The sequence below is a fragment of the Agrobacterium sp. SOY23 genome, from assembly GCF_027212525.1.
GTDB classification, from domain to species: domain Bacteria; phylum Pseudomonadota; class Alphaproteobacteria; order Rhizobiales; family Rhizobiaceae; genus Agrobacterium; species Agrobacterium tumefaciens_I.
Map to the genome: position 1 here is coordinate 269,847 of NZ_JAPWDT010000004.1, position 25,901 is coordinate 295,747.

22 protein-coding genes are annotated in these 25,901 nt (G+C 60.2%); 8 read left to right on the top strand and 14 right to left on the bottom strand.

Annotation, left to right across the window (positions count from 1 at the left end):
- Positions 1-5: 5 nt before the first annotated feature.
- The 10 genes from nusB to O3S81_RS13640 all read right to left on the bottom strand — a co-directional run bounded on the left by nusB (position 6) and on the right by O3S81_RS13640 (position 8,768).
- Positions 6-503 carry a transcription antitermination factor NusB gene (nusB, locus tag O3S81_RS13595; protein WP_010971444.1) on the bottom strand — a complete coding sequence of 166 codons (498 nt, stop codon included), beginning with the start codon at positions 501-503 and terminating at the stop codon, positions 6-8.
- A 4-nt stretch (positions 504-507) separates the two neighbouring features.
- On the bottom strand, positions 508-954 hold the full coding sequence (locus O3S81_RS13600; protein WP_269343941.1) for a 6,7-dimethyl-8-ribityllumazine synthase: 447 nt from the start codon (positions 952-954) through the stop codon (positions 508-510).
- A 175-nt stretch (positions 955-1,129) separates the two neighbouring features.
- Positions 1,130-1,762, bottom strand: coding sequence for a LysE family translocator (locus tag O3S81_RS13605; RefSeq protein WP_269343942.1), 633 nt, complete (start codon positions 1,760-1,762; stop codon positions 1,130-1,132).
- Between the two features lie 287 nt (positions 1,763-2,049).
- Positions 2,050-2,661 carry a riboflavin synthase gene (locus tag O3S81_RS13610; RefSeq protein WP_269343943.1) on the bottom strand — a complete coding sequence of 204 codons (612 nt, stop codon included), beginning with the start codon at positions 2,659-2,661 and terminating at the stop codon, positions 2,050-2,052.
- Positions 2,661-3,905, bottom strand: coding sequence for a bifunctional diaminohydroxyphosphoribosylaminopyrimidine deaminase/5-amino-6-(5-phosphoribosylamino)uracil reductase RibD (gene ribD, locus O3S81_RS13615; protein WP_269343945.1), 1,245 nt, complete (start codon positions 3,903-3,905; stop codon positions 2,661-2,663). Before ribD ends, O3S81_RS13610 begins: the two co-directional genes overlap by 1 nt.
- 2 nt (positions 3,906-3,907) lie before the next feature.
- The gene (gene nrdR, locus O3S81_RS13620; RefSeq protein ID WP_003502218.1) at positions 3,908-4,387 is read right to left on the bottom strand and encodes a transcriptional regulator NrdR; all 480 of its coding nucleotides are present in this window, start codon (positions 4,385-4,387) and stop codon (positions 3,908-3,910) included.
- A gap of 13 nt (positions 4,388-4,400) precedes the next feature.
- Positions 4,401-5,690, bottom strand: a complete 1,290-nt coding sequence (gene glyA / locus O3S81_RS13625) for a serine hydroxymethyltransferase (RefSeq protein ID WP_269343948.1) — start codon at positions 5,688-5,690, stop codon at positions 4,401-4,403.
- A gap of 192 nt (positions 5,691-5,882) precedes the next feature.
- On the bottom strand, positions 5,883-7,214 hold the full coding sequence (locus O3S81_RS13630; RefSeq protein WP_269343949.1) for a L,D-transpeptidase family protein: 1,332 nt from the start codon (positions 7,212-7,214) through the stop codon (positions 5,883-5,885).
- A 372-nt stretch (positions 7,215-7,586) separates the two neighbouring features.
- Positions 7,587-8,096 (bottom strand): transcriptional regulator LdtR, encoded by a 510-nt coding sequence (ldtR, locus tag O3S81_RS13635; RefSeq protein ID WP_026363448.1) that lies wholly within the window; start codon positions 8,094-8,096, stop codon positions 7,587-7,589.
- A 234-nt stretch (positions 8,097-8,330) separates the two neighbouring features.
- On the bottom strand, positions 8,331-8,768 hold the full coding sequence (locus O3S81_RS13640) for a DUF6163 family protein (protein ID WP_003502204.1): 438 nt from the start codon (positions 8,766-8,768) through the stop codon (positions 8,331-8,333).
- 174 nt (positions 8,769-8,942) lie between these two features.
- Here O3S81_RS13640 and hemB point away from each other — a divergent pair, with 174 nt between their 5' ends.
- The 3 genes from hemB (at position 8,943) to O3S81_RS13655 (ending at position 11,447) form a co-directional block, all read left to right on the top strand.
- Positions 8,943-9,956, top strand: a complete 1,014-nt coding sequence (gene hemB, locus O3S81_RS13645) for a porphobilinogen synthase (protein ID WP_269343950.1) — start codon at positions 8,943-8,945, stop codon at positions 9,954-9,956.
- Positions 9,957-10,053: 97 nt separating this feature from the next.
- Positions 10,054-10,512 (top strand): RDD family protein, encoded by a 459-nt coding sequence (locus tag O3S81_RS13650; protein ID WP_269343951.1) that lies wholly within the window; start codon positions 10,054-10,056, stop codon positions 10,510-10,512.
- A gap of 176 nt (positions 10,513-10,688) precedes the next feature.
- Positions 10,689-11,447 (top strand): arginyltransferase, encoded by a 759-nt coding sequence (locus tag O3S81_RS13655; RefSeq protein ID WP_269343953.1) that lies wholly within the window; start codon positions 10,689-10,691, stop codon positions 11,445-11,447.
- A 91-nt stretch (positions 11,448-11,538) separates the two neighbouring features.
- Here the strand turns inward: O3S81_RS13655 and parC are convergent, their stop codons facing one another.
- Complete coding sequence (gene parC / locus O3S81_RS13660) at positions 11,539-13,791, bottom strand: DNA topoisomerase IV subunit A (protein WP_269343955.1); 2,253 nt, start codon at positions 13,789-13,791, stop codon at positions 11,539-11,541.
- 229 nt (positions 13,792-14,020) lie between these two features.
- Here parC and O3S81_RS13665 point away from each other — a divergent pair, with 229 nt between their 5' ends.
- Positions 14,021-15,211, top strand: a complete 1,191-nt coding sequence (locus tag O3S81_RS13665) for a hypothetical protein (protein WP_269343957.1) — start codon at positions 14,021-14,023, stop codon at positions 15,209-15,211.
- A 61-nt stretch (positions 15,212-15,272) separates the two neighbouring features.
- Here O3S81_RS13665 and O3S81_RS13670 read toward each other — a convergent pair whose 3' ends face one another.
- The 3 genes from O3S81_RS13670 to aspS all read right to left on the bottom strand — a co-directional run bounded on the left by O3S81_RS13670 (position 15,273) and on the right by aspS (position 21,119).
- The gene (locus O3S81_RS13670) at positions 15,273-17,378 is read right to left on the bottom strand and encodes a methyl-accepting chemotaxis protein (protein ID WP_269343958.1); all 2,106 of its coding nucleotides are present in this window, start codon (positions 17,376-17,378) and stop codon (positions 15,273-15,275) included.
- A gap of 252 nt (positions 17,379-17,630) precedes the next feature.
- Positions 17,631-19,076, bottom strand: a complete 1,446-nt coding sequence (gene creD / locus O3S81_RS13675) for a cell envelope integrity protein CreD (RefSeq protein WP_269343960.1) — start codon at positions 19,074-19,076, stop codon at positions 17,631-17,633.
- A gap of 255 nt (positions 19,077-19,331) precedes the next feature.
- The gene (gene aspS / locus O3S81_RS13680; protein ID WP_269343961.1) at positions 19,332-21,119 is read right to left on the bottom strand and encodes an aspartate--tRNA ligase; all 1,788 of its coding nucleotides are present in this window, start codon (positions 21,117-21,119) and stop codon (positions 19,332-19,334) included.
- Positions 21,120-21,310: 191 nt separating this feature from the next.
- Between aspS and O3S81_RS13685 the strand changes: the two genes are divergently transcribed.
- The 4 genes from O3S81_RS13685 (at position 21,311) to O3S81_RS13700 (ending at position 25,786) form a co-directional block, all read left to right on the top strand.
- Positions 21,311-22,582: an MFS transporter gene (locus O3S81_RS13685; RefSeq protein WP_269343963.1), complete on the top strand. Its 1,272-nt coding sequence runs from the start codon at positions 21,311-21,313 to the stop codon at positions 22,580-22,582.
- Positions 22,583-22,664: 82 nt separating this feature from the next.
- Entirely contained in the window at positions 22,665-23,825 is a 1,161-nt protein-coding gene (gene rnd, locus O3S81_RS13690) for a ribonuclease D (RefSeq protein WP_269343965.1), read from the top strand.
- Between the two features lie 83 nt (positions 23,826-23,908).
- The gene (locus tag O3S81_RS13695) at positions 23,909-24,514 is read left to right on the top strand and encodes a hypothetical protein (protein ID WP_269343967.1); all 606 of its coding nucleotides are present in this window, start codon (positions 23,909-23,911) and stop codon (positions 24,512-24,514) included.
- A 243-nt stretch (positions 24,515-24,757) separates the two neighbouring features.
- The gene (locus tag O3S81_RS13700) at positions 24,758-25,786 is read left to right on the top strand and encodes an adenylate/guanylate cyclase domain-containing protein (protein ID WP_269343968.1); all 1,029 of its coding nucleotides are present in this window, start codon (positions 24,758-24,760) and stop codon (positions 25,784-25,786) included.
- Positions 25,787-25,901 lie beyond the last annotated feature (115 nt).

Consider the following 25,901-nt stretch of genomic DNA (forward strand, 5'->3'; position numbering starts at 1 on the left):
TGTTATTAGCGTTTTGCCTCGCCGCGCACCTGTTTGGCGATGCGGTCAAGCACCGCATTCACCAGTTTGGGCTCGTCGTGCTCGAAGAACGCACGGGCGATTTCAACATATTCCGTGACGATGACGGCAACCGGCACGTCCTTGCGCTCGAGAATCTCGAAGGTGCCGGCACGCAGGATGGCGCGCACGGTGGCATCGAGACGCGAAAGCGGCCAGTCTTCCAGAAGGGCGGAGCGCACCAGCGGGTCGATCTTCGTCTGGTCGCGTACCACACCCGAAACGATCGAACGGAACCACGAAGGATCGGCCTTCAGATAGGTATCGCCATCGACTTCCTGGCCGAGACGGTGCGCCTCATATTCGGCAACGACTTCCATTACGCCGGTTCCGCCGACATCCATCTGGTAAAGCGCCTGCACGGCCGCAAGGCGGGCCGCGCCGCGCTGGTTGGCGGGCTTTACCGAAGGCTGGCGCGGTTCGCCGCCATTTTCAACATCCGACATGCGTTCAGCCACCCAGTTTCTTTTTCAGCTCGATCATGGTGAGCGCCGCGCGGGCGGCAAAACCGCCCTTGTCCTTGTCGGAGCGGCGCACGCGCGCCCATGCCTGCTCGTCATTTTCGACGGTGAGGATGCCGTTGCCGATCGGCAGCGATTCGCTGACGGCGAGATCCATCAGGGCGCGGGAGGATTCGTTGGAGACGATATCGAAGTGATAGGTCTCACCGCGAATGACCATGCCGAGCGCGACGAAGCCGTCATATTCGGTGCCGTCATTGTCGGCACCATCGAGCGCCATGGCGATGGCGGCGGGGATTTCCAGCGCGCCGGGAACGGTGATGACGTCATAGGTGGCGCCGACTTCATCGAGCGCGAACTTCGCGCCTTCGAGAAGGGCATCTGCCATATCGTCATAAAAACGTGCTTCCACGATAAGAAGATGGGGTTTGGACATGTGAGGGTTCCTGGGGATTTTCCCGAAAAGCTTTACGCCGGATCATACCGGCATTTGCGGCGGTCAAACCACGGCTGGCCGTTCTTGGCAAGTATTTTCATGCATTACCCGCGCAGCATGACCCGTTTGCGCGGCATCCTGCAAGGCTTGATGTCCGTGTGGCGCGGCTGAAAAATCAGCTTTTCTGGAAAGCCAGATGTACGCCGAGCCCCATCAGCACCGTTCCGGCGGCGCGGCGGGCGAGTGCCTGCACGGCGCTGGATCGCTTCAGACGCCCGACCATGGCGCCCGCCAGAAGCACGCCGACGAGATCGGCGGAGGAGAAGATGAAATTGACGGCGATGCCGAGGATCAGGAACTGCAGCCAGACCGGAAAGGCGGCTGCCGGATCGACGAATTGCGGCAGGAAGGCCAGAAAGAACAGTGCCGTCTTCGGATTGAGCACGTCAACGATGATGCTGTCGATGAAAGCGCGGCGGGCCGATTTCGGCTCGATGGTCAGATTGACCGCCTCGCCTTCCATCTTGCTGCGCAGCATCGAAAAACCGAGCCAGACCAGATAAAGCGCGCCGCACAGCTTCACCGCAAGGTAAAGCCACGGCACCGCCTGAAACAGCACCGAAAGACCCGCAGCCGCCGCGAAAATGTGGAAATAGCAGCCGACATGGATACCGAGCACCGCCATCAGCCCGGCAAACCGGCCACGCGCCATGGTTTGCGCCGCCGCATAAAGCATGGCCGGGCCGGGAATATAGGCAAACAGGGCAGTGGTGATGAAAAAGGCTGTCAGCAGTTCAAAAGACGGCATGTTGTATTTCCCCTCCCCGTTTTGGGTGAAAACGGCTGAAGAGACGTCTTATAGTGTTTTGAGCTTCATCGGAAGCAAGGTAGCGACCATTATGCGGTTTGCTGTACTCGTCGCGATCGTTCCGTCATACCGGCCTTGAGCCGGTATCCAGTCGACGCGCATCTGCGCGGCGGTCACGCCCGCTTTCAGCCCAAGGACTTGGGCTGGCTGGATTCCGGCTCGGGGGCCGGAATGACGGGTGGACGGGGCGTCGGCGAGCATAATAACCCGCCGTGTCCCTTGTCGGTCTACGCCGAGGGAAATTCCGCAAGCCTTGCGGCATAACGCGCCATCGTATCAACCTCGAAATTGACGAAATCGCCCGGCTGGCGTTCACCCCAGGTGGTGACGGCAAGCGTGTGGCGGATCAGCAGCACGTCGAAATCGGTGCCTTCAACGGCATTGACGGTGAGCGAGGTACCATCGAGCGCCACGGAACCCTTGGGGGCGACGAATTTCGCCAGATGCTCCGGCGCGCGCAGGCGAATGCGCACCGCCTCGCCTTCCGATTCGACCGACAGTATTTCCGCCCTGCCATCGACATGGCCGGAGACGATGTGGCCACCGAGCTCGTCACCGATCTTGAGCGCCCGCTCCAGATTGACATGCGTGCCCTTCTGCCAGCCTGCGATCGTGGTGAGACGCAGCGCCTCTTCCCACGCCTCGACCTCGTACCAGCGCTCATTGCTGCCGTCGTCAGGCAGCTTTGTCACGGTCAGGCACACGCCGCCATGCGAGATCGAAGCGCCCATGTCGATGGTCTTCGGATCGTAATTGGTGGCCACCCGCAGGCGGACACCCTCCGGCAGCGCTTCCAGTTCGGACACGGTTCCGACATCGGTGACAATTCCGGTAAACATCAAATCGGCCTTTCATATTCGAAGCAGCGATCCGGCCCGTAGGCTATCTCGCTGACAAGAGCATAATCGCCCGGAATATCGGCACGGCTGAGCGGCGTTTCAATGCCACCCTCACCGATCACGACCGGGCTTTCGAACAGCATGATACGGTCCACCAGCCCGGCTTCAAGGAATGATTTTGCGGCAAGAGCCCCGCCTTCGACCAGAAGTTCCGACATACCGCTTTCGGCGAGGATGTGAAGGAGGTTTTCTAGCGACGGCGCTTCGAGGATTTGCACGCCGGCGTCGGTCAGGAGTTGGCGCTTTGACTCGGGGTTACCCCCCTCTGCCCTGCCGGGCATCTCCCCCTCAAGGGGGGAGATCGATGGGGCACCGTCCTGCCCGGCATCGATAGACAGAGAATGAGAGGTGGGTTCAAAATTTGAGCGAGCGGGCAACGCCTTGCCGATCTCCCCCCTTGAGGGGGAGATGCCCGGTAGGGCAGAGGGGGGTATCGCCGCAACGATCACCGGCACCTCGCGCGCCGCCTTCACCAGCTTAGACGTCAACGGCAACTCAAACTGCCGATCCAGCACGATCCGCACCGGCGAGCGGCTCTCCAAACCGGCGATGCGCACCGTCAGTTCCGGATCATCCGCAATCGCCGTCCGGATACCCACAAGGATGCAATCACAGCGCGCCCGCAGTTCATGCACGGCATGGCGGGCCTCGGGACCGGTGATCGCCACCTGCCCCTCGCCTTTCCTGCCAATCATGCCATCGGCGGAAACAGCAAGCTTCAGAATCACATGCGGGCGTTTTTTCATCTGGCGTGTGAGGTAACCGGCGAGCGCTCTCTTGCCTTCATCGCGCAGCAGGCCGGTTTCCACAACGATGCCCGCATCGCGTAAGATCGCGTAACCGCGGCCCGAAACGCGCTCATCGGGATCATCCACTGCCACCACGACACGGGCGACGCCGTATTCCACCAGCGCATTGGCGCAGGGCGGGGTCTTGCCCCAATGGGAACAGGGTTCAAGTGTCACATAGGCGGTCGCGCCACGCGCCGCCTCGCCGGCGATTTCCAGCGCCTGCCGTTCGGCATGCGGCCGGCCGCCGATGGCGGTTACGGCTTCGGCAATGATTTTTCCGTCCTTGACGAGAACGCAGCCGACCGATGGGTTGGTCAGCGTCTGGCCCTGGTGGCGAAGCGAAACCTCGATGGCCCGCGCCATGAATCTTTCGTCATCGGCACGGCTCGTCACATCTATGCTCCACCGTCCGTATCACGGGCGATCTTGGCGTTGATTTCGGCAATCACGTTCTCGAAATCCTCGGCATGGCTGAAATCGCGATAGACCGAGGCATAACGCACGAAGGCCACGTCATCGAGGCTCTTCAACGCTTCCAGAACCTGCAGGCCGATTTCTTCCGAGGGGATTTCGGTCTCGCCCGAACTTTCCAGGCGGCGGGCAATGCCGGAGACGGCACGCTCGATCCGGTCACGATCGACCGGGCGCTTCCGCAGCGCGATCTCGAAGGAACGCACCAGCTTTTCGCGGTCGAAGGGCAGCTTGCGGCCGCTTTTCTTGATGACCATCAGCTCGCGCAGTTGCACGCGCTCATAAGTCGTAAAGCGGCCGCCGCAATCCGGGCAGATGCGCCGCCGACGGATGGAGGTGTTGTCCTCCGCCGGACGCGAGTCCTTGACCTGTGTGTCTTCGGAACCGCAAAATGGGCAGCGCATCGTCTTCTTTTCCTTACATGTACGGGTACATCGGGAAACGGTCGGTCAGGCCGACGACCTTTTCACGCACCGCAGCCTCGACGGAGGCATTGCCTTCATCCGAATTGGCAACCTTCAGGCCGTCGAGAACCTCGACGATCAGCTTGCCGATTTCGCGGAATTCCGCTTCCTTGAAACCACGCGTCGTGCCGGCCGGCGTGCCGAGACGGACGCCAGAGGTGACGAAGGGCTTTTCCGGGTCGAAAGGAATGCCGTTCTTGTTGCAGGTGATGTAGGCGCGTCCGAGGGCTGCTTCCGCACGCTTGCCAGTCGCGTTCTTCTTGCGAAGGTCAACCAGCATCAGGTGGTTGTCGGTGCCGCCGGAAACGACATCCAGACCGCCTTCGATCAGGGTTTCGGCCAGCGCCTTGGCGTTCTTCACGACCTGTGCGGCATAATCCTTGAATTCCGGCTGCAACGCTTCACCGAAGGCGACGGCCTTGGCGGCGATGACATGCATCAGCGGGCCGCCCTGCAGGCCGGGGAATACGGCCGAATTGAACTTCTTGGCCAGATCCTCGTCATTGGTGAGGATCATGCCACCACGCGGGCCGCGCAGAGACTTGTGCGTGGTCGTCGTTGCGACGTGGCAATGCGGGAACGGCGACGGATGCTGGCCACCGGCGACGAGACCGGCGATGTGGGCCATGTCAACCATGAGATAAGCACCGACTTCATCGGCGATCTCGCGGAAACGCTTCCAGTCCCAGACGCGCGAATAGGCGGTGCCGCCGGCGAGAATGAGCTTCGGGCGGTGTTCCTTGGCCTTGCGCTCCACTTCGTCCATGTCGAGAAGGTTGTCGCCTTCGCGCACGCCGTAGGACACGACATTGAACCACTTGCCGGACATGTTGACCGGCGAACCATGCGTCAGGTGGCCGCCCGAGTTCAGGTCGAGACCCATGAAGGTATCGCCCGGCTGCAGGAGCGCGAGGAACACGGCCTGGTTCATCTGCGAACCGGAGTTCGGCTGGACGTTGGCGAAGTTGACGCCGAACAGCTTCTTGGCGCGCTCGATGGCGAGCTCTTCAGCGATATCGACGAACTGGCAGCCGCCGTAATAACGCTTGCCCGGATAACCTTCCGCATATTTGTTGGTCATGATCGAACCCTGCGCTTCGAGCACGGCGCGGGAAACGATGTTTTCCGAGGCGATCAGTTCGATCTCGTGGCGCTGGCGACCCAGTTCCTTCTCGATCGCGCCGAAAATATCCGGATCGACTTCGGCAAGCGGACGGGAGAAGAAAGCATCTGTGTTCGACATGGTGAAGGCTCCTGAAACAGTAATGCGATGGCGTCTTAGCGCCCTGCCCCGACAAGAGCAATACGGGCAGCGAGATTTGCCCGTCAAACTGCGACGTTGCGACAAAAAACGACAGTTGTTTTTATGATCGACAAAGAAAAAAGCCGCACCAGGATGGCGCGGCTCTCTTTATCGAAAATTCTGGAAGACCGATCAGTTGCGCGGCAGCAGATCGTCGTCCACCGCACCGGCCGGCTGCTCCATGCCGCTCGTGGTGTTGAGCGCCAGTTCGGCATTGCCGTCCTTGCCGTAGATATCGTCGCGGAACTGAACCACGCCGTCCTTCGCCGACCATGCGGTGATGTAGACGAAATAGACAGGAACTTCCTGCGCCAGCTTGATCGGCGTGTTAACCCGGGTGGCGATGACGCGTTCCATTTCCTGACGCGACCAGCCGGGCGTGTCGCGCAGCAGCCAGCTCGTCAGGTCGCGAACGTTCTGCACGCGCACGCAGCCGGAGGATTCGAAACGCATCAGCTTGTTGAACAGGCCCTGCTGCGGCGTATCGTGCATATATTCGTTGTTCGGATTGTGGAAGTTGATCTTCGTCGAGGACATGGCGTTGATCTTGCCGGGATCCTGACGGAACATCAGGTTCGGGGCCTTCGGGGCGAACCAGTCAACCGCGGTCGGCGAGACTTCCTGTCCCTTGCCGTCGATGAGGCGGATGTTGTTCCGCTCCAGATAGGTCGGGTCCTTCTGCATCAGCGGCACGATGTCCTTTTCGACGATCGAGCGCGGCGCGGTCCAGTAAGGATTGAGGATGACCTCGTAAATCTTGGAGTTGATGACGTGTGTCGGGCGGCTGGCGCGGCCGACAACGGCGGTGTTGCGCAGCACGACACGTTCATTTTCAACGGCTTCGATGGCGGCAGCCGGGATATTCACCATCAGGTGACGCTGGCCGAGATCACCGGACATGGACTGGATGCGCACGAGGTTGGTCTGCAGCTGCGCCAGACGGATCTGCGCCGAAACATTGAGCGCCTTCGTGGTGTATTCGCCGCTGACGCCGTCCGCCGGAAGGCCGTGACGGGCCTGGAAACGCTTCAGCGCGCCATCGACATAGGAATCGAAGGCGCTGGAAATACCGGCTTCGCGCGGCAGGTCGCCCGATACCATCAGTCGCTGACGCAGCGCCTGTACGGAAGGGTCGGAGACGCCGATCTGGAGACGCTGCTGGGACGTCGGCACTTCCGGCCAGCCGCCATTCTGAACGATCTGCTGATATTGCATGATCGCCTGCTGCATGTAGACAGGGGCTTCCCGTCCGAGAACCGGATTGTTGGAAACAACGCCCACGGCCGAACGCGAGGTATTCGCGTCGAACTGGTCATCCCAGTTGCCGCGGCGCGAAGAGCCCATGAGGTCGTTGAGCGCGTTCTGCGCAAAGGCCGGCGCGGCAAGTGCTGCTGCACCAACGGAAACGGCCGAACGCAGAAGCGCGCGGCGCGATACGGAATCGGAAACGGATTTTTTTGTCATTCTACCTACCAGCCACTCTCTTCGGCATTCTGAACAATGCCTAAATCAATATGATTAACAAACACGTACAACGTGTCTGCCGGCCGGTATTACCCGATACGCATGATCAGGGCGCTGGTGTCTGGCAGTACAATCGGCACTTGCCGCAACAACAGGAGGAACAGCCGGCTCCTTAGACTTGCGCGTCCCATATCAATATGGCCGATTCGTGTCACGGCCCTCTTCTCACGAAGCTGTGTTCCCCTGAAAAACAGGGCGAAGGCCTGGCGGATGGTCGGGCTTGACAGGCAAAAATGCGTGGCGGCAGGGTGTGGAATCCGCAAGCCGGGAGCAAAAAATGCCCCCGGCTTAAACAGTGAAACCGTCGCGGTATTACAGGCGGTAAGCGATCGAGTCGTTCCAGAAGCGATCGAGGCGCTGCAGCAGCTTGTTCATTTCGGAGAACTCGCCGGTGCCGATGCCGCCGACCTTTTCGATCGAACCGACGTGGCGCTCATAAAGGCGGGCAACCGTTTCGGCGATTTCCTGGCCCTTTTCCGTCAGGCTGATGCGGACCGAGCGACGGTCGACACGCGAGCGCTGGTGGTTGATGAGACCGAGGTCGACCAGCTTCTTGACGTTGTAGGAGACGTTCGAGCCGAGGTAATAACCACGCGAACGAAGCTCGCCGGCCGTCAGTTCGGAATTGCCGATGTTGAACAGCAGCAGGGCCTGAACGGCATTGACGTCATCGCGACCCTGACGGTCGAACTCATCCTTGATGACATCGAGGAGGCGGCGGTGGAGACGTTCCACCAGGTGCAGCGACTCCATGTAGAGCGAGCGGATGGTATCTTCATGTGCATCGGCAACAACGGCCTGGGGCTTAACTTTGCTATTGATCATGACTGCCTCACTGTTTTGTTTGGCGGTGTGTTTGTTTGTCTCCCGCCTTGAGTGAGAACCTAATCAATGCGCATAAAATTCTACTTAAAAGCTACGATTAACAAATGCTTACCTGCATTTTCCCCAGAGGGCCCAACTTGTGGCGAAGCGGGAATGGCCATATACAGATCATTATAAATCAATGGCTTAGCAATAAAAATCGGCCCGAAAACAGGCCGAATTGCTTTATTCTTATGGTAAATCAATTCTTGCGCGTTCTTCATTCTGGCGCTGATCCAGCCAGAAAGCGACCAGGAATAGTATATAAATGGTTGCCACGAGACCGTGCATGACGGGAACCAGCGTGTTGGCGCCGAAGATATGCGGCCAAACCTTATACATGGCGATCTGCGCGCCCGCGCCCATGACCCACATGACCGCACCCCAGGAGGCACCGAGCCAGAGTCCGAGCGCCGCGACCGGGAAAATAACCGCCAGTGCGCTGCCCGCCACACGCCAGGGCAGGTTCAGCATATCGAAGCGCCCATGGCCGCCAAGCGAATAACCCGTCAGCATCGCCCAATATTGCAGGCCGAACCAGAAACAGGAAACCGCGACCAGTCTCATGAAGACCAGAAAGAGAATTTCGGCAAGCGGACGCTTCGGCAGAGGTTGAGAATCAGGTTCCATGGCCGGAAGATACGGTCTCGATGGGCGGGCGACCAGTCCATATTGAATTCAGCCGCCTGCCTTGTCAAAGCATGATCGCCCACGCGGTACGTCAATGAGGGAAGATTGTCGCATTCGCATGGGCAACGCTTCATGCTATGCAGCTTTCGAAATTTGACCGAAGGACATTCTGACATGCAGGACAAAACGCACCTGGTCGACGAGATCACCGGCCATCGCCGCATGCGGCGCAATCGCAAGGCGGATTGGACGCGCCGTCTGGTTCAGGAAAATCGCCTGACCGTAGACGATCTCATCTGGCCGGTCTTCATCGTGCCGGGCAGCAATATTGTCGAACCCATTCCCGCCATGCCCGGCGTCAACCGCATGAGCGTCGACCGGCTGGTGGAAGCGGCAAAGGAAGCCGCCGATCTAGGCATTCCGGCAATCGCGACCTTTCCGAATATCGAGATGGAGCTGCGCGATGAAACCGGCTCGAACGCGCTCGAGGCCAACAATCTCATCAATCAGGCGACGATTGCGGTCAAAAAAGCCGTTCCTAATATCGGCATGATCACCGATGTCGCGCTCGACCCCTTCACCAGTCACGGGCATGACGGCATTCTGCGCGGTGACGAGATCGTCAATGACGAGACGGTGGAACAGGTCGTCAAGGCTGCAATCCTGCAGGCCGAGGCCGGCTCGGACATTATCTCTCCGTCGGAAATGATGGACGGCCGTATCGGCGCCATCCGTCGCGGTCTTGACGCGGCCGGGCACCAGAATGTCGGCATCATGTCCTATGCGACGAAATTCTCTTCCGGCTATTACGGCCCCTATCGTGAGGCGATTTCCACCGCCGGCCTGCTGAAGGGCGACAAGAACAGCTATTACATCAGCCCCGCCAACGGCATGGAGGCGATCCGCGACGCAGCACTCGACGTGGAGGAAGGCGCCGATATGCTGATGGTCAAGCCCGGCCTGCCCTATCTCGATATCTGCTGGCGGCTGAAGGAAAATTTCGGACTGCCGACTTTCGCCTATCAGGTCTCCGGTGAATATACCCAGATCAAGGCTGCGGCCATGAATGGCTGGATCGACGGTGAGCGCGTGATGATGGAAACGCTTCTCTGTTTCAAGCGTGCCGGTTGCGATGGCATTCTCACCTATTTCGCCATCGAGGCCGCGCGCAAACTGGCGAAGGGCTGAGGTCAGCGCTTATTGTATTCGGTCGTTTTCTTCCCATATTGTCTGCTGACACGGCATTCATGCCGAGCTGTCAGATCCTTTCAGGAGAAAACGACCGATGAGCCTCGAACAGAACCCCACCTATGCCGCACCGGATGACTGGCGCGCCTATAGCGGCGTCCTGAGCCGGCGGGTTTTTGCGTTCCTGATCGACTATGCGATCGTTCTGCTTCTGTGCATCCCGGCCGCGGTCATCGTATTTTTTCTCGGCGTGATTACCTTCGGCCTTGGCTGGTTCCTCTTCCCGGCGCTGTTCGTCATCGTTGCGGTGCTCTATTTCGGCATGACGCTCGGCGGCCCGTCACAGGCCACCCCCGGCATGCGGGCGATGGGGATTGCGATGGCGCGCATGGATGGGCAGCGAATCGATTTCCTGCTGTCGACCGTGCACATCGTGCTTTTCTGGGTCATCAACTCGGTTTTGACGCCGCTGATTCTGCTTGCAGGCCTGTTTACCGAGCGCTCGCGCCTTGTTCACGACTTCCTGCTTGGCACCGTCATCGTCAGAACGCGCTGATATTGCCGAAAGCTGCGAAAACGTGGCTTGCAAACCCGGCAAATGCCGCATCTCGCATTGACGTTTTCCGGCATTTTGCCATTCTGTGACATTATGCATGTCGCTTGAAGCGCCGCCGCCAGCCCCGTGAAATTGCGGCGCGCTTTATAACAGACGCAGGAGGCGATCACGGTTCGATGAACACGCAGGCGACGCCCTCTCCTCAATTCTATCTTACGGCGCCGGCCACATGCCCCTATCTGCCGAACCAGATGGAGCGGAAGGTCTTCACCCATCTGGTCGGCCCGCGCGCTTCGGAAATGAACGATCTTCTGACCCAGGGCGGTTTCAGGCGCTCGCAGAACATCGCCTATCGCCCGGCCTGCGAAAACTGCCGCGCCTGTGTCTCCGTGCGCATCCTCACCGAACAGTTCCAGCCGACGAAATCGATGCGGCGTGTTCTCGCCGCCAACAGGGATGTCGTCGCCACGGTTCATGCCGCCGAACCCTCCACCGAACAATTCGCCCTGTTTCGCCGCTATCTCGACCACCGCCACCAGTCCGGCGGCATGTCCGACATGTCGGCGCTGGATTATGCGATCATGGTGGAAGACACACATGTGAACACCCGCATCATCGAATATCGCGTGCGCGAACCCGGCTCCGGCATCGATTCCAGCAAGCGTGGCGAGCTTCTTGCGGTGGCGCTCAGTGACGTGATGAGCGACGGCCTGTCGATGGTCTATTCCTTCTTCAATCCCGAGCTCGAAAAACGCTCGCTCGGCACCTTCATGATCATCGATCACATCACCCGCACCCGCGCACTCGGCCTGCCGCATGTCTATCTCGGCTATTGGGTCGATGGTTCGGAAAAGATGGGCTACAAGACCCGCTATCACCCGCAGGAGCATCTGACGCCGCGCGGGTGGGAGGTTTATGTGCCGGAAGAAAAATGAGCTGTCGTCAAAGCCTCAGTGAATGCTGAGCTCTTGTAAGTAAGACAGGAAAGACGTCCCCGGCTTTGCCACCGGGAACGTCATTCACATATTATCCGCCAAACTTCCCGCTGCGCGGAAAGCCCTTCGGCACGGTACGGCCCGCCGTCGCGCGGTCGGCCAGCCATTCGCGCAGTTCTTCATCCACCTTGTTGAAGAGACGCCCGGCCGTGTCTGACCATGACAAGCCCTCGGCGAGCGCGAAACATTTCACATCGACGACACCGCCATCCTTGTAGCGCTGCAAGCGCACGCCCTTGCCGCGCGACATTTCCGGTACCTGCGCCAACGGGAAGGCCAAAAGCTTGCGGTTTTCGCCGACAACCGCGACATGGTCGCCCGTGACCGGCACCGCGAGTTTTGCTTCATCCGGCATCGAGACATTCATGATCTGCTTGCCCTTGCGGGTATTCGCGACCATTTCGCTCTCGGGTACGATGAAGCCGTTGCCGGCGGTGGAGACGAGCAGCAGCTTGCGCGACGGATCGTGGACGAAGGCGGTCAGGATGTCCTGATCGTTCTCCATGTCGACCATGATGCGGATCGGCTCGCCATGACCGCGCCCGCCCGGCAGCTTGTCGGCGCCGAGCGTATAGGCCTTGCCGCCTGTCGTCAGCAGCAAGAGCTTGTCGGTGGTCTGCGCCGGGAAAGCGAGTTTCGGGCCATCGCCTTCCTTGAAGGTGAGCGACGAGGTGTCGGACATATGTCCCTTCAACGCCCGGATCCAGCCCTTCTGCGAAATGACGATGGTGACCGGTTCCTTCTCGATCATCGCCTGCTGGATGGCCTCGATATCGGCATCCGGCGCATCCGCGAACTGGGTGCGGCGACGGCCGATCTCGGTTGCCTTGGCATATTTCTTTTTGACTTCGCCAATTTCCCAGGCGACGGTCTGCCACTGCTTGTCATCGGAAGCGAGCAGCGCCTCGATCTCGGCTTTTTCGCTGCTGAGTTCGTCGTGTTCCTTGCGGATTTCGATTTCCTCGAGCTTGCGCAGATTGCGCAGCCGCATATTGAGGATGGCTTCGGCCTGATTGTCGGTGAGTGACCACTTGGCCATCATCACCTGTTTTGGCTCATCCTCTTCGCGGATGATGCGGATCACCTCATCGAGATTGAGATAGGCAACCAGAAGGCCGCCGAGAATTTCGAGCCTGCGGTCGATGGCCGCCAGACGATGGCGGGAGCGGCGGACCAGCACGTCCTTGCGGTGCGCCAGCCATTCGCTCAGCACCTCGTTCAGCGCCATCACCTTCGGCACCTTGCCGAGCGACAGCACGTTCATGTTGAGCGGCAGGCGGCTTTCGAGGTCGGACAGGCGGAACAGCGATTCCATCAGGAGCGTCGCATCGACGGTGCGGCTCTTCGGCACCAGAACGATGCGCACATCCTCGGCGGATTCGTCGCGGATATCTTCGAGCAGCGGCAGCTTGCGGGCGATCAGCAACTCGGCGATCTTTTCGATCAGGCGCGATTTCTGCACCTGGAAGGGGATTTCGGTGATGACGATCTGGTAACCGCCGCGACCGAGATCTTCCGTTTCCCATTTGGCGCGCACGCGGAAACCGCCGCGGCCGGTCTTATAGGCATCGAGAATATTCTCGCGGCTTTCTACGATCACACCGCCGGTCGGCAGGTCGGGGCCGGGAATGAACTCGACCAGCTTTTCCACCGTCGCATCGGGATGCTTGATGAGATAAAGCGCCGCGTCGCAAAGTTCGTGGGCGTTGTGCGGCGGGATCGATGTCGCCATGCCGACGGCAATGCCGGAGGCACCGTTGGCGAGCAGATTGGGGAAAGCGCCCGGCAGGACAACGGGTTCCTCGTCTTCCTCGTTATAGGTGGCACGGAAATCCACCGCATCCTCGCCGATGCCTTCCAGCAGCAACGCCGCAACTTCGGTCATGCGCGCTTCGGTGTAACGATAGGCAGCGGCCCCATCGCCATCGATATTGCCGAAATTGCCCTGCCCGTCGACGATCGGATAACGCTGCGAGAAATCCTGCGCGAGGCGCACCAGCGCATCATAGACCGACTGGTCACCATGCGGGTGGAACTTACCGATCACGTCACCGACGATACGCGCGCATTTCTTGAAGGCCGAATTGGGACGAATACCCATTTCACTCATGGCGTGAATGATGCGGCGGTGAACCGGCTTCAGGCCGTCGCGCACATCCGGCAGCGCACGATGCATGATCGTGGACAAGGCGTAAGCGAGGTAGCGCTCTTCAAGCGCCGCCTTCAAATCGACCGGATGAATATTATCGTCTCCGCCGGACGGAGGTACAAGATCTTTTCCCATGGTGCTTGACTAGCGGAAATGCCGATAACCGGCAAGAAATTCAGGGGGTGCAGCTGTGGATGAAAGCAACCTTTTCATGCGATTTTTTGTTAACCGCGTTGCAAATGCCGCAATGCCGCCGTCATGGGAATCGATCTAAATCCTATAGACCTTTGAATAATCGCGAATATAAGTATCACCATTAGCATTCTGACACGGTGCACAGCCGTACGTTGAGGGAAGAAACATCATGAGACTGAAATCCACCCGGCAGGTTCTTTTTGCGAGTGCCGCGCTTCTTACGCTTTCGGCGCCGGCCTTTGCGCTTGATGGCGGGGATGTGCTGAAGAAGATCAATGCAGCTTACGCAGCGCAGGGCGGTGAGATCGCCGCCGGCTCCGTCGCCGTCAACGGCTCGACGGTGACGCTGAACAGCGTGACCTTCAACGCGGCCGCAGATCCGGCAAAGAAGATCCCGGTCGGCAATATCACGCTTGAAGGCGTCGAGGAAAACAACGGCGGTTACAAGATCAAGAACGCCCGCTTCGACAATATCGACTACAAGCAGGAAAACATCGAGATCAAGGCGAGCGACATCTACATGTCCGGCCTTGTCATTCCGGCCGATGCCACCACGGGCAACGTCGATGCGCTGATGTTCTATGACGAAGCCCATAGCGGCCCGATCTCCGTTTCCGTCGACGGCAAGCAGGCTTTCTCGCTTGAGGAAACCAGCGCGACGATGTCGGTCAGCGACGACAAGAACTCGATCGGTTTCGAACTCGACGCATCCGGCTTCAAGGCTGATCTCAGCGAAGTCACCGATCCGGCGACCAAGGATGCCATCGAAAAGCTGAAGCTGCAGGCGCTTTCCGGCGACATGACCATGAGCGGCAGCTGGGAAGTGGCCTCCGGTACCGTTGATGTCGAGGAATACGCCATCGACCTCGATGACGTCGGCCGTCTCAACATGTCGTTCGGTTTCTCCGGCTACACGCTCGACTTCATCAAGTCGATGCAGGAGACGGTAAAGGCGCAGGCTGCCAACCCGAACAAGGAACAGGCAGACCAGGCGGCAAGCCTTGCCATGCTCGGCCTGATGCAGCAGCTGTCCTTCGTTAATGCCGAAATCAGCTTCGAAGATGCCAGCATCACCAAGCGCGCGATCGACTATGCCGCAAGCCAGCAGGGCATGACCGGCGATCAGCTCGCCCAGACCATCAAGGGCATGGCCCCGATCATGATGGCCTCGCTCAACGTGCCGGAGCTGCAGAACATGGTGTCGACGGCAATCAACGCCTACATCGACAATCCGAAGAACTTCTCGATCACGGCAGAGCCGGAAAAGCCGGTTCCCTTCCCGATGATCATGGGTGCCGCCATGGGCGCGCCGAACACCCTGCCGAAAATGCTCGGCGTGACGGTGACGGCAAACGAATAAAACCAAAAAGCCCCGGTCATGCCGGGGCTTTTTATTTGTGCGAGATGCAGCGGCGGGTCGATCAGGCCGCTTCGTGCAGGCCGTATTCCTGTAAGCCAGCTTCGCTCAGCCGGAACTGCTGCACCAGTTCCTTGAGACGCGTGGTCTCGCCGGCCAGCATGGCGCTGGCGGCATTGTTCTCCTCGACCATGGCGGCATTCTGCTGTGTGCCCTGATCCAGATGGTTGACGCTGGTGTTGATTTCGGAGAGTCCAAGCGACTGCTCCCTCGTGGCTGCCGCGATGGCCTCGATGTGGTCATTGATCGTCTTTACCGAGCCACCGATGCGCGACAGGGCCGCGCCGGTTTCCCGGACGAAACGCGCCCCTTCCTTCACTTCGCTGCCGGAGGTCTGGATGAGTATCTTGATTTCGGCCGCCGCCTTTGCGGAGCGCTGCGCCAGTTCGCGCACCTCCTGGGCAACGACGGCAAAGCCCCGGCCCGCTTCGCCGGCGCGGGCCGCCTCGACACCGGCATTGAGCGCCAGAAGGTTCGTCTGGAAGGCGATCTCGTCAATGACGCTGATGATGCTGCCGATCCTGCCCGAGGATTGCTCGATCTTTTCCATAGCCGTGATCGTGTCGACGACGAGGTCAGCCGTACGATTGGCGTCCTCATCGGCCGAATGGGCGATCGTGCGAGCTTCCACCGCACGATCCGCCGAAATGCGGATATTCGCCGTCAGTTCATCGAGTGCGGCAGCGGTCTCCTCCAGCGAGGCCGCCTGCTGCTCGGTACGGCGTGCGAGATCGGCAGCACTCTGGCTGATTTCCTGGCTGCCGCCGTCAATCGCCACGGTCGACTGCACGACGCCGGACATGGCCGCATCAAGCTGACGGATCGTCAGGTTGAGATCGTGACGCAGCGCCTCGAAATCCGGTGCGAAAGGCTCGTTCAGTTCGAAGGAGAGATCGCCAGCCGCAAGGCGGCGCAGCGCCGCCGCAAGCCCGGTCGTCGCCTGCATAAGCCTTGCCTGCGCTTCGGCCTCCGCCTCGCGCTGGAAGCGGGTCTTTTCCGCCTCGGCCTGCTGCCGGGCCGCGAGCGCCTGATCTTCCAGTTCGATCTTGGCGATGGCCGCCTGCCGGAAGATTTCCAGCGCATGGGCCATGGCACCGAATTCATCCTTGCGACGCAGGCCGGGAACGGCGAATTCGGTTTCACCCTCGGCCAGACGGCGCATCGCGCCGGTGATTGCGGTTGCCGGCCGGGTTATCGAGCGGCCGATGAAATAGACGCCCGCGAAAAGGCTCACGACGGCAAGGGCGATGAGGGCAACAACAATCGAAACCGTCGTTTCCGCCGCAACCTGGTTTTCGAGCGCGCTTGCCTCCCTCTCCTGCCGATAGGCCGTGGAAATCTCCGTAACGATGGGCAGCAGGGCATTATAGGCGGAAGCGAGGGTTTCGCGCGCCTTCTGCTCGTCCAGCACGGCCGCAGCGTAAAAACGGAAGGACGCCGTGTATATTTCCAGTGCATCCATGATGCGCTGACGTTCCGCACCCGGCCGGTATTCCAGCTTCACCAGCGCCTTGAAGGTCTCTACCTCGGCGGCATGTTTTTCCACATAGGCTTCGTCGCGCCGCAGGATGAAATCCTTTTCGTGCCGACGCATCATCAGCATGCTGGCGCGGATTTCGGCATTGGCGACGACGTCGACGAGCTTTTCGATGGAATGCACGCCATTGCGCATTGCGCCTTCCAGGCCTTCGGCGGGCGTGAGGCCAAGCTCCCTGTTCTTGGCAACAAGCGCCTTCATGCGTTCACCATAGGCCACGGCACCCTGCGCCAGCGCTTCGAGCCGCGTCCGGGTCTGGGACGTCGCACTGCCTTCGAGGAAGCTCAGGGACTGGTGCATCTTCTCCATCGTCTGATCGAACTGCGCCACGGAACTCATATCCCTGGAGAGGAGAAAGTCCCGCTGGTGCAGGCGGCTTTCATGCAGATCGTCCACCAGCCTCATCAGCACCCCGTCCCGCTGGATAAGTCTGTCTTCGGCGACGCGATAACGCGCCTCCATATGCCTTTGCCAAAGCAGCATGCCGGCAATGACGGCAATACCGACCAGCGCAGCCAGCGCCAGCACCGAGATACGGTGACCTATCCTGAACGTTGAAACCAGCGAAAACATTCAACCCTCGTTTGCAGAATTTCATGAGGGATAAATGGGGGCACAAGGCTTAAGAACTCCTCTACCGGGTTTGTCAGTTTGATTAAGTTTTTATGACAATTCACAAGCGACAGCGGGCCGCAACAATCCGGGAAATCACCCGCAACGCCGCTGCCCGCTGCCATGCGGATTGGATAAGGGACGGGCGAGCATTCCCTCTCCCGCCCCATTTATCCAGCCGATCCATGCCGATCCGACGGGACCGGGTGGAGGCTATGCGGCCTTGTCGGTAGCGCGTGGCACCTGCAGAGCGCCGGCTCCCGACCAGTCGACCCTCCGGGTGGCGAACATGGTTGCGGCAATGGCGATGAAGGAGATCACCGCGCCCGCCAGCAGCGCATATTCGTCTTCGTTCAGGACCAGATACATGACGCCATAGGCGACCGCGAGAACCGTGAACAGGGCCGCACCGTTCCTGCGACTATTGATTGCGCTCCCGAGGTAAAACGAGATCAGCACCGCCGTCGACAATGAGGCCGGGGCATAAGCGACGGTGAAGCCTGTATGTTCGGAGAGTGCCAGCAGCAGCACGTAAAAGACGATCAGCGCCAGCCCCGTCAGCACATATTGTATCCAGTGCACGACGGTACCGCCCTTGAGTTCGACGATGAAGACGGCAAGGAAAACCAGCGAGATGAAGCCGATCGAATATTTCAGCGTCCGCGCGATGATCTGGTAGAACTTCACGGGTTCCACAAGGTTGATCGTCATCAGGCTGCTGGACAGCGGCAGGCGCGTCCCCTCCACCACGCGGTCTATGCCCCTTGCGAGATAGGGGATCGTCCAGCTGGCCGTAAAATCGGTGGCGGTAACGGTCTTTGCCTCCGGCAGGAACAGTCCCTCGAAACCGGGATGCGGCCAGTCGGCCTTCGCCGAAAAGCCTGTCGTCTGACCGGCGGGCGCCACCGCAAAACTGCCGGACCCGTTCAGGGAGAATGCGATGTCGAAGGCGAAACCGGTTTCGATGAGGCCTTTACCTATCGACCTGTGCACCCCGGCATCCGACCTTATCGCGATGTCCTGACCGGCGCGGGTCGTCATTGCCGAAATATCCCGCATGCCGGGATCGAAGGGCAGAACCGGACCGCCGTCTATGCTGACACCGGCACTGGAGCGGATGCCGGTAATATCCTGAATGCTGAGAACCAGAATGGCACTGTCCAGCCGCGGCGTGCCGGAGAAACGAGCGAGATCCTGCAGGATGCCGGGGCCAAAGCGGCCGTTCAGGACAAGATTGCCGTTATAGACCGGCAGGCTGTAGATCGACAGGCGCTTTTCCTCGGTCTTCAGGTCGGCAGTGACCTGCAGCGTTTCCGGCATCACCAGCGCCCACTCCGTCGTGCGATCGACGATGCTGCGGCCATCCACCTCCCGGCGGCGTTCCACATCGAAAGGTACGGCGAGATAGGGACCGTTCACCACCTGATCGCTGCCCCAGCCGCTGGCAATCCGCCCGGAGACGTCTTCCGCCCGTGAGGCACGTTCTTCCGTCAGCCCCCAGACAAGCAGAAGCGGCACCAGCAGAACCATGGATATGAAGCCGATCATCAGGAACTTGGCGCCCGGCGAACGCAGGCTGACGGCGAAATTGCCGCGTGGCTGGGCCGGAGACGCCTGCCCTCCTGCCGGTACAAGGTCTTTTTCCGTTTCATGTGCCATTCTGAAATCCTTCTAAATATGATCGCGCCGAAACCAAGAACGAAGTTCGGCCGGCGCTGTCCCAAGTTTAAAACCCCAAATAGTCTTGCGTCCCCCAGGTGAACGCGGGGCCTATACTGGGATCGGATTTCGGCTGATTGTGCGCGGAATTCGGTTTAATGCGCGGTAAAATTGTGACTTTGCCGCGTTCGTTGCAAAAACAAAAAGGGCTGGCGTCGCCGCCAGCCCTTTGTTTCAAACCTGAATAAATCCAGATCAGTCCTTCTTGGACGGAACCACACGCAGTGCCAGTTCGCGAAGCTGGGTCGGCGTTGCCGGCGACGGCGCGTTCATCAGAAGGTCCTGCGCCTGCTGGTTCATCGGGAACAGCGTGATTTCGCGCAGGTTCTTGGCGCCAACCAGCAGCATGACGACACGGTCGATACCGAATGCGCAACCGCCATGCGGAGGCGCGCCATACTGGAACGCACGGTAGAGGCCGCCGAAGCGCTCTTCCACATCCGTCTGGCTCAGGCCAACCTTTTCGAAGGCCTTGACCATCAGCTCAGGCGACTGGTTACGGATCGAGCCGGAGGCGATTTCGAAGCCGTTGCAGACCGCGTCATACTGGAACGCCTTGATGGACAGCGGATCCTGCCCTTCCAGCGCTTCCATTCCGCCCTGCGGCATGGAGAAGGGGTTGTGGGCGAAGTCGATCTTCTTTTCTTCCTCGTTGTATTCGAAGAAGGGGAAATCGACGATCCAGCACATCTCGAAACGGTCGCGGTCGATCAGGTTCAACTCGTCGGCAGCGCGGGTGCGCGCCTCACCGGCGAACTTGTAGAACTTGGCCGGATCGCCGGCAACGAAGAAGCAGGCGTCACCCGCCTCGAGGCCAAGCTGCTGGCGCAGCGCCTCGGTGCGTTCCTCGCCGATGTTCTTGGCGAGCGGACCGGAACCGCCGACCTTGCCGTCTTCTTCCTTCCAGAAGATGTAACCAAGACCGGGCTGGCCCTGGGACTGCGCCCAGGCGTTCATGCGGTCGCAGAATGCGCGCGAACCACCGGTCTTGGCCGGGATCGCCCAGACCTGAACCTTCGGGTTGGAGGCGATCATGTTCGCGAAGACCTTGAAGCCCGAACCATCGAAATGTTCGGTCACGGCTTCCATGACGATCGGGTTGCGCAGATCGGGCTTGTCGGAGCCGTATTTGCGGATTGCCTCGTCATAGGGAATGCGCGGCCATTCTTTGGTGACCGGCTTGCCTTCGGCGAACTTCTCGAACACGGCCGTCATCATCGGCTCCATCGTGGTCCAGACATCTTCCTGGGTCACGAAGCTCATTTCGACGTCGAGCTGGTAGAACTCGCCCGGCAGGCGGTCGGCACGCGGGTCTTCATCGCGGAAGCACGGCGCGATCTGGAAGTAGCGGTCGAAACCGGCGATCATCAGAAGCTGCTTGTACTGCTGCGGCGCCTGCGGCAGCGCAAAGAACTTGCCTTCATGGATGCGCGAGGGCACGAGGAAGTCGCGCGCGCCTTCCGGCGAGGATGCGGTGAGGATCGGCGTCGTATATTCGGCAAAGCCCATATCGCCCATGCCGGTGCGCATGGCGGAGATGATCTGCGTGCGGCGAACGATGTTTTTGTGCAGCGTTTCGCGGCGCAGGTCGAGGAAGCGGTACTTCAGGCGGACATCTTCAGGGTACTCGGGCTCGCCGAAGACCGGCAGCGGCAGTTCCTTGGCAACGCCCAGAACCTCGATTTCCTGCGCATAAAGCTCGATCTCGCCGGTCGCCATGCCCTTGTTGACGGTGTCTTCCGAACGGGCCTTGACGAGGCCGTCGATGCGGATGACCCATTCGCCGCGCACGGTTTCTGCAACCTTGAAGGCCGGGCTATCAGGATCGGCAACCACCTGGGTGATCCCGTAATGGTCACGAAGGTCGATGAAGAGAACGCCGCCATGATCTCGCACGCGATGAACCCAACCGGAAAGGCGAACGGTTTCGCCAACGTCGGACTTGCGGAGAGCGGCACAGGTGTGGCTGCGGTAACGATGCATTTTTTTATCCTGGAACGTGTCGTGGGCCTGTTGGAGGCCAGATGGGCGGCACTGTCGAAATTTGCCGGAAAAGCGCATGGCCAGCCTGATTTGTCAAGGCAAAGCGCAACAATGTCGCCTTGCGACTGTCCTTTCCCCCGCCTTGGCTTTAGATAGGGCTAATCCAGCCCGCCAAACCGAGTCGGCCCGCAATGAGCCAGATCAGACCTCTTATCCCGCTTCTCGTCACCGCCGGCATTCTGATCGGCGGCAACGGCCTGCAGGGAACCTATATCGCGCTGCGCGGCCTTTCCGAGGGATTTTCAGCCAGCACCATCGGCCTCATCAGCGCCGCCTACAGCATCGGCTTCGCGCTCGGCTGCATTTCGGTGACGCAGCTCATGCGCCGGATCGGCCATATCCGCACCTTCGCCACCATGGCGGCGGTCGCTTCCGCGGCATCCATCGCCATGCCGCTCGTCATCCACCCCGTGTTCTGGATGCTGATGCGTTTCGTCATCGGCATTGCGGTCGCCTGTCTTTTCGCCGTGATCGAAAGCTGGATCAATGCGCAGGTCACAAATTCCAACCGGGCGCGCACGCTCTCCGTCTATCGTTTCGTCGATCTCGGCTCCGTGACGCTTGCGCAATATATCATTCCCATCGCCGGCATCGGTGGACCGGTGGTGTTTTCACTGATCGCCATGGCCCTGTCGCTTTCGCTGGTGCCGATCTCGCTTGCCGACAAATCCAACCCCACCCCGCCGAAGCAGATTCCCTTCAATCTTTTCGCGGTCTGGCGCATCTCACCGCTTGCCGTAGTCGGCTGCGTGGCCGTCGGCCTCAGCATGGCGGCGTTTCGCAATATGGGGCCGATCTATGCCGAACAGATCGGCATGTCCGTCACCGCCATCGCCACCTTCATGAGCGCCGGCATCATCGGCGGCGTGGTGCTGCAATATCCGCTCGGCGTCTATTCCGACCGTTATGACCGCCGCATCATCATTCTCGCCACCACCGCCGGCTCTGTCATCGTCGGCCTGTTCCTCGCCTTCTTCGCCGGCACCGACGAGTGGAGCAACATCGTCGGCGTCTTCGTCTTCGGCGCCTTCGCGCTGCCGCTCTATTCGCTGAGTTCCGCGCATGGCAACGATCACGCCAAGGAAGGCGAGCATGCGATGATGTCGGCCGGGCTCCTGTTCTTCTGGTCCGTGGGCGCGACGGTCGGACCACTTCTCGCCTCCGTGCTGATCGACCAGTTCGGCCCGAAGGCGCTGTTCAGCTATACGGCCGCGATCCAGATCGTTTTCATCGCCTATACCATCTACCGGCTGCAGGTGCGCGAGGGCGTTCCCGTGGAGGAGCGGAACTGGCGGTTCAGCTCGCTTTTGCGCACCTCAGCCTATTTCCAGAAGCTCGCCGCAGCTCCACCACCCAAAAAGGATGGACAGGAGCCCGATCCGCCCGAGAAAAACGATCCTTGAGGCCGGAAAAGCGGGCTTTGTATTGACATGCGCCCGGCAAAGGGAAAGTAAGACGGATAATTTTCACGAGTGGCCATTTGCAATGATTGAAACGACTGCCGCCCTCGCCGAAGCCTGCACGGAACTGGCGAAATCGGAATTCATCACCATCGACACCGAATTTTTGCGGGAAACGACCTTCTGGCCGGAGCTGTGCCTCGTACAGATGGCGAGCCCGACGCTCGAAGTACTGGTTGATCCGCTGGCCAAGGGTCTCGATCTTACGCCGATGTTCGAACTGATGGCCAATCCAAACGTCGTGAAGGTTTTCCACGCCGCACGGCAGGATATCGAAATCATCTACCACCTCGGCGGGCTCATTCCGCACCCGATCTTCGACACGCAGGTTGCCGCCATGGTCTGCGGTTTCGGCGATTCGATCTCCTACGACCAGCTGGTGCAGAAGATCAAGAATGTGCAGATCGACAAATCCTCGCGTTTCACCGACTGGAGCCGCCGCCCGCTGACCGAGAAGCAGCTGGATTACGCGCTGGCCGATGTGACCCATCTGCGCGATGCCTATCTGGCGCTGAAGGCGCAGCTGGAGCGCGAAGGCCGCTCACTGTGGCTGACCGAAGAGATGGATATTCTGGAATCGCGCGACACCTACGACATGCATCCCGACGATGCGTGGCTGCGGCTGAAATCGCGCCTGCGCAAGCCGACGGAACTCGCCATCCTCAAATTCGTCGCCGCCTGGCGCGAGCGTGAGGCGCGGTCGCGCAACGTGCCGCGCTCCCGCGTGCTGAAGGACGACGCCATCTTCGAAATCGCCCAGCAGCAGCCGAAGGATGCCGAGGCACTGTCGCGGCTGCGCACCATCCCGAAGGGCTGGGAACGATCCGCCTCCGGCACCGCCATCGTCGAGACGGTGAATGCGGCACTGGCGTTGCCGAAGGAAGAGATGCCGAAGGCGCCGCGTCACAGCCACGCGCCGGAAGGTTCCGGTGCTGCCGTGGAGCTTTTGAAAGTTCTCCTGAAGCTGACGGCAGACAAGCACGGCGTCGCCGCCAAGGTCATCGCCAATAGCGACGATCTGGACAAGATCGCCGCCGAGGGCGAGAACGCAACCGTCGCGGCGCTGACCGGCTGGCGGCGCGAGCTGTTCGGCGATGTGGCGCTGAAGCTCATCAATGGCGAAGTCGCCCTGCGTTTCGCCGGCAAGAAGGTCGAGGCCGTGGAGGTTGCGGCGAGCGAGTCGTAACCGCCCGCCGCTTTCCACCCCAATTTTGCCCGCATCGCGCCCCATCTCTCTGCTGATGGTCGCGCGATTCCAAGGGTATTTCCATGAAACCTGCCCGCATTCCGCTGCTCGCCGCACTTGTCGCGGCGGCAGGCATTCTCCCCTCTCTTCCCGCCCACGCCGCTGAAGGCAAGGTCGACCTTCAAGGTGAATGGACGACAGATTGCCTGAAGATCGGCAAGAATGACCGCCACGGCATCGTCACGCGTATCACCATTCGCGGCGAGCGCATGCAGGCAGTCTCGCAGCTTTATGCCCGCAGCGGCTGCCAGCAGCCAACGGTGCAGGTGCGCTACGAAGGCACGTTGGACGGTGGCCTGAAGGATCAGGACAGCCTGCAGTTTGCCCATACCGCCACCTCGATCACCATGACGCCGAACGACAGCGACGTCGTCGAGCACTATAATCGCGACCCGAAAGGCGCCGGCTGCGGCCTGACCGGCTGGAGGGAAAATATCCCCTTCGACGTCGATGGCCGAACCTGCGCGGCGATCGCCTTCGCCCGCAAGGGCGATACGCTGTTCGACCGGGCCTGGATCGACGGCAACAGGCTGCGCTTTGCCGCCTTCCCGATCAAATGGTCGAACCGCACGCAAGAGGACCGGCCGCAATCCCCGCTTGAAACGGTCTATTACAGAACCTCCTATTAGGGCAGTTCCAGAAAAGGTGGATCGTAGTTTCGCGCCCCAAAAATGCGACAAAACATCTCAGTCGCAACGGCGCATCCGCACCCGTTTGCGGCAACGGGGCAACAGCCTTACCAATCCTTCATGCAACCTTACCGATTGCTCACTTTTTGCGGCGCTTTTTCCCCATTAATGTCGCATATGACCTGAACAGATGCTTCGCCCGAAGGGAGCGGCGGGCCTTCCCTTCCCGAGACCAGAACCGATATGAGAAAATTGCTGCCCATCCTGGATTACGTGGTGCTCTTCGTTGCCGTGGCCGGCAGCGGCGTGGCCTACGCCTTTCTGGAATATGGCGGCGGCGCGTTGATCGGCGCCACCTATGCGCTCTTCGCCTGCGCGCCGATTCTCGCCTTCGAGCGCGGTTACATCATGCCCGGCCTGTCGCGGCAGGTCAGCGCCCTGCCGACGCCTGCCTATATCGCCGTCGGTCTCATCATCTACGCCATCCTCGTCTTTTGCGGCTTCGGGCTCGGCGGCACGATCCTGTGGCTGAGCGGGATATTCCCCGGCACCTGGAAACGGGCCGTGCATGCCGAGGTGCAGACGTTGATCTTTACCCTGATCGTCTGCGGCATCATCGTCTTCATCATGCGTGTGCGTGAGCTTCTCGGCCGCGATATCTTCATCGATCTCATTCTCGGGCGCTATCGCCGGCCGGTCAGCGAAGACCGCGTCTTCATCTTCATCGATCTCGTCGGCTCCACCTCCTTCGCCGAAACCCATGGCGACCTGAAGGCCCAGGAGTTTCTCGGCGAGATTTTCGCAAGCTATGCCGCACCGGTGAGGAAACACGGCGGCGTCATCGATGATTATATCGGCGATGCCGCCATCATCACCTGGCCCTATCACATGGCGATCCGGCGGGCGGCCTGCGTGCGCTGCGTCTTCGATATCCAGGCCACCATCGAGGACAAGCGCGACATCTGGCTTTCCCGCTTCGGCGAAGTGCCGCGCCTGCGCTTCGCCATCCATGGCGGTCCGGTCATCACCGCCGAAATCGGCGTCGACCATCACAAGATCACCTATTTTGGCGATACGGTGAACACGACCTCGCGGCTCGAATCACTGAGCAAGATGCTCGGCCATCCGGTGCTGATTTCCGCCGATCTCGCCCACCAGCTGGTGCTTCCGAAGGGCGTGCGCAGCGAATATCTCGGCGAACATGCGGTGAAGGGCCGTGGCCAGACGCTTGGCGTCTGCACGCTCAGCCAGCAACAGGCCTCCGCCGCATAAGGGCCTCTCGCCCCCAGAGGCCATCTGTCGGTGATGGCCGTCATAAAATTTCATCAAAGCTTCAAACGGCAATCACTTGCCTGTCATGCGACGACCCTATCGCGTCAATCCAGTC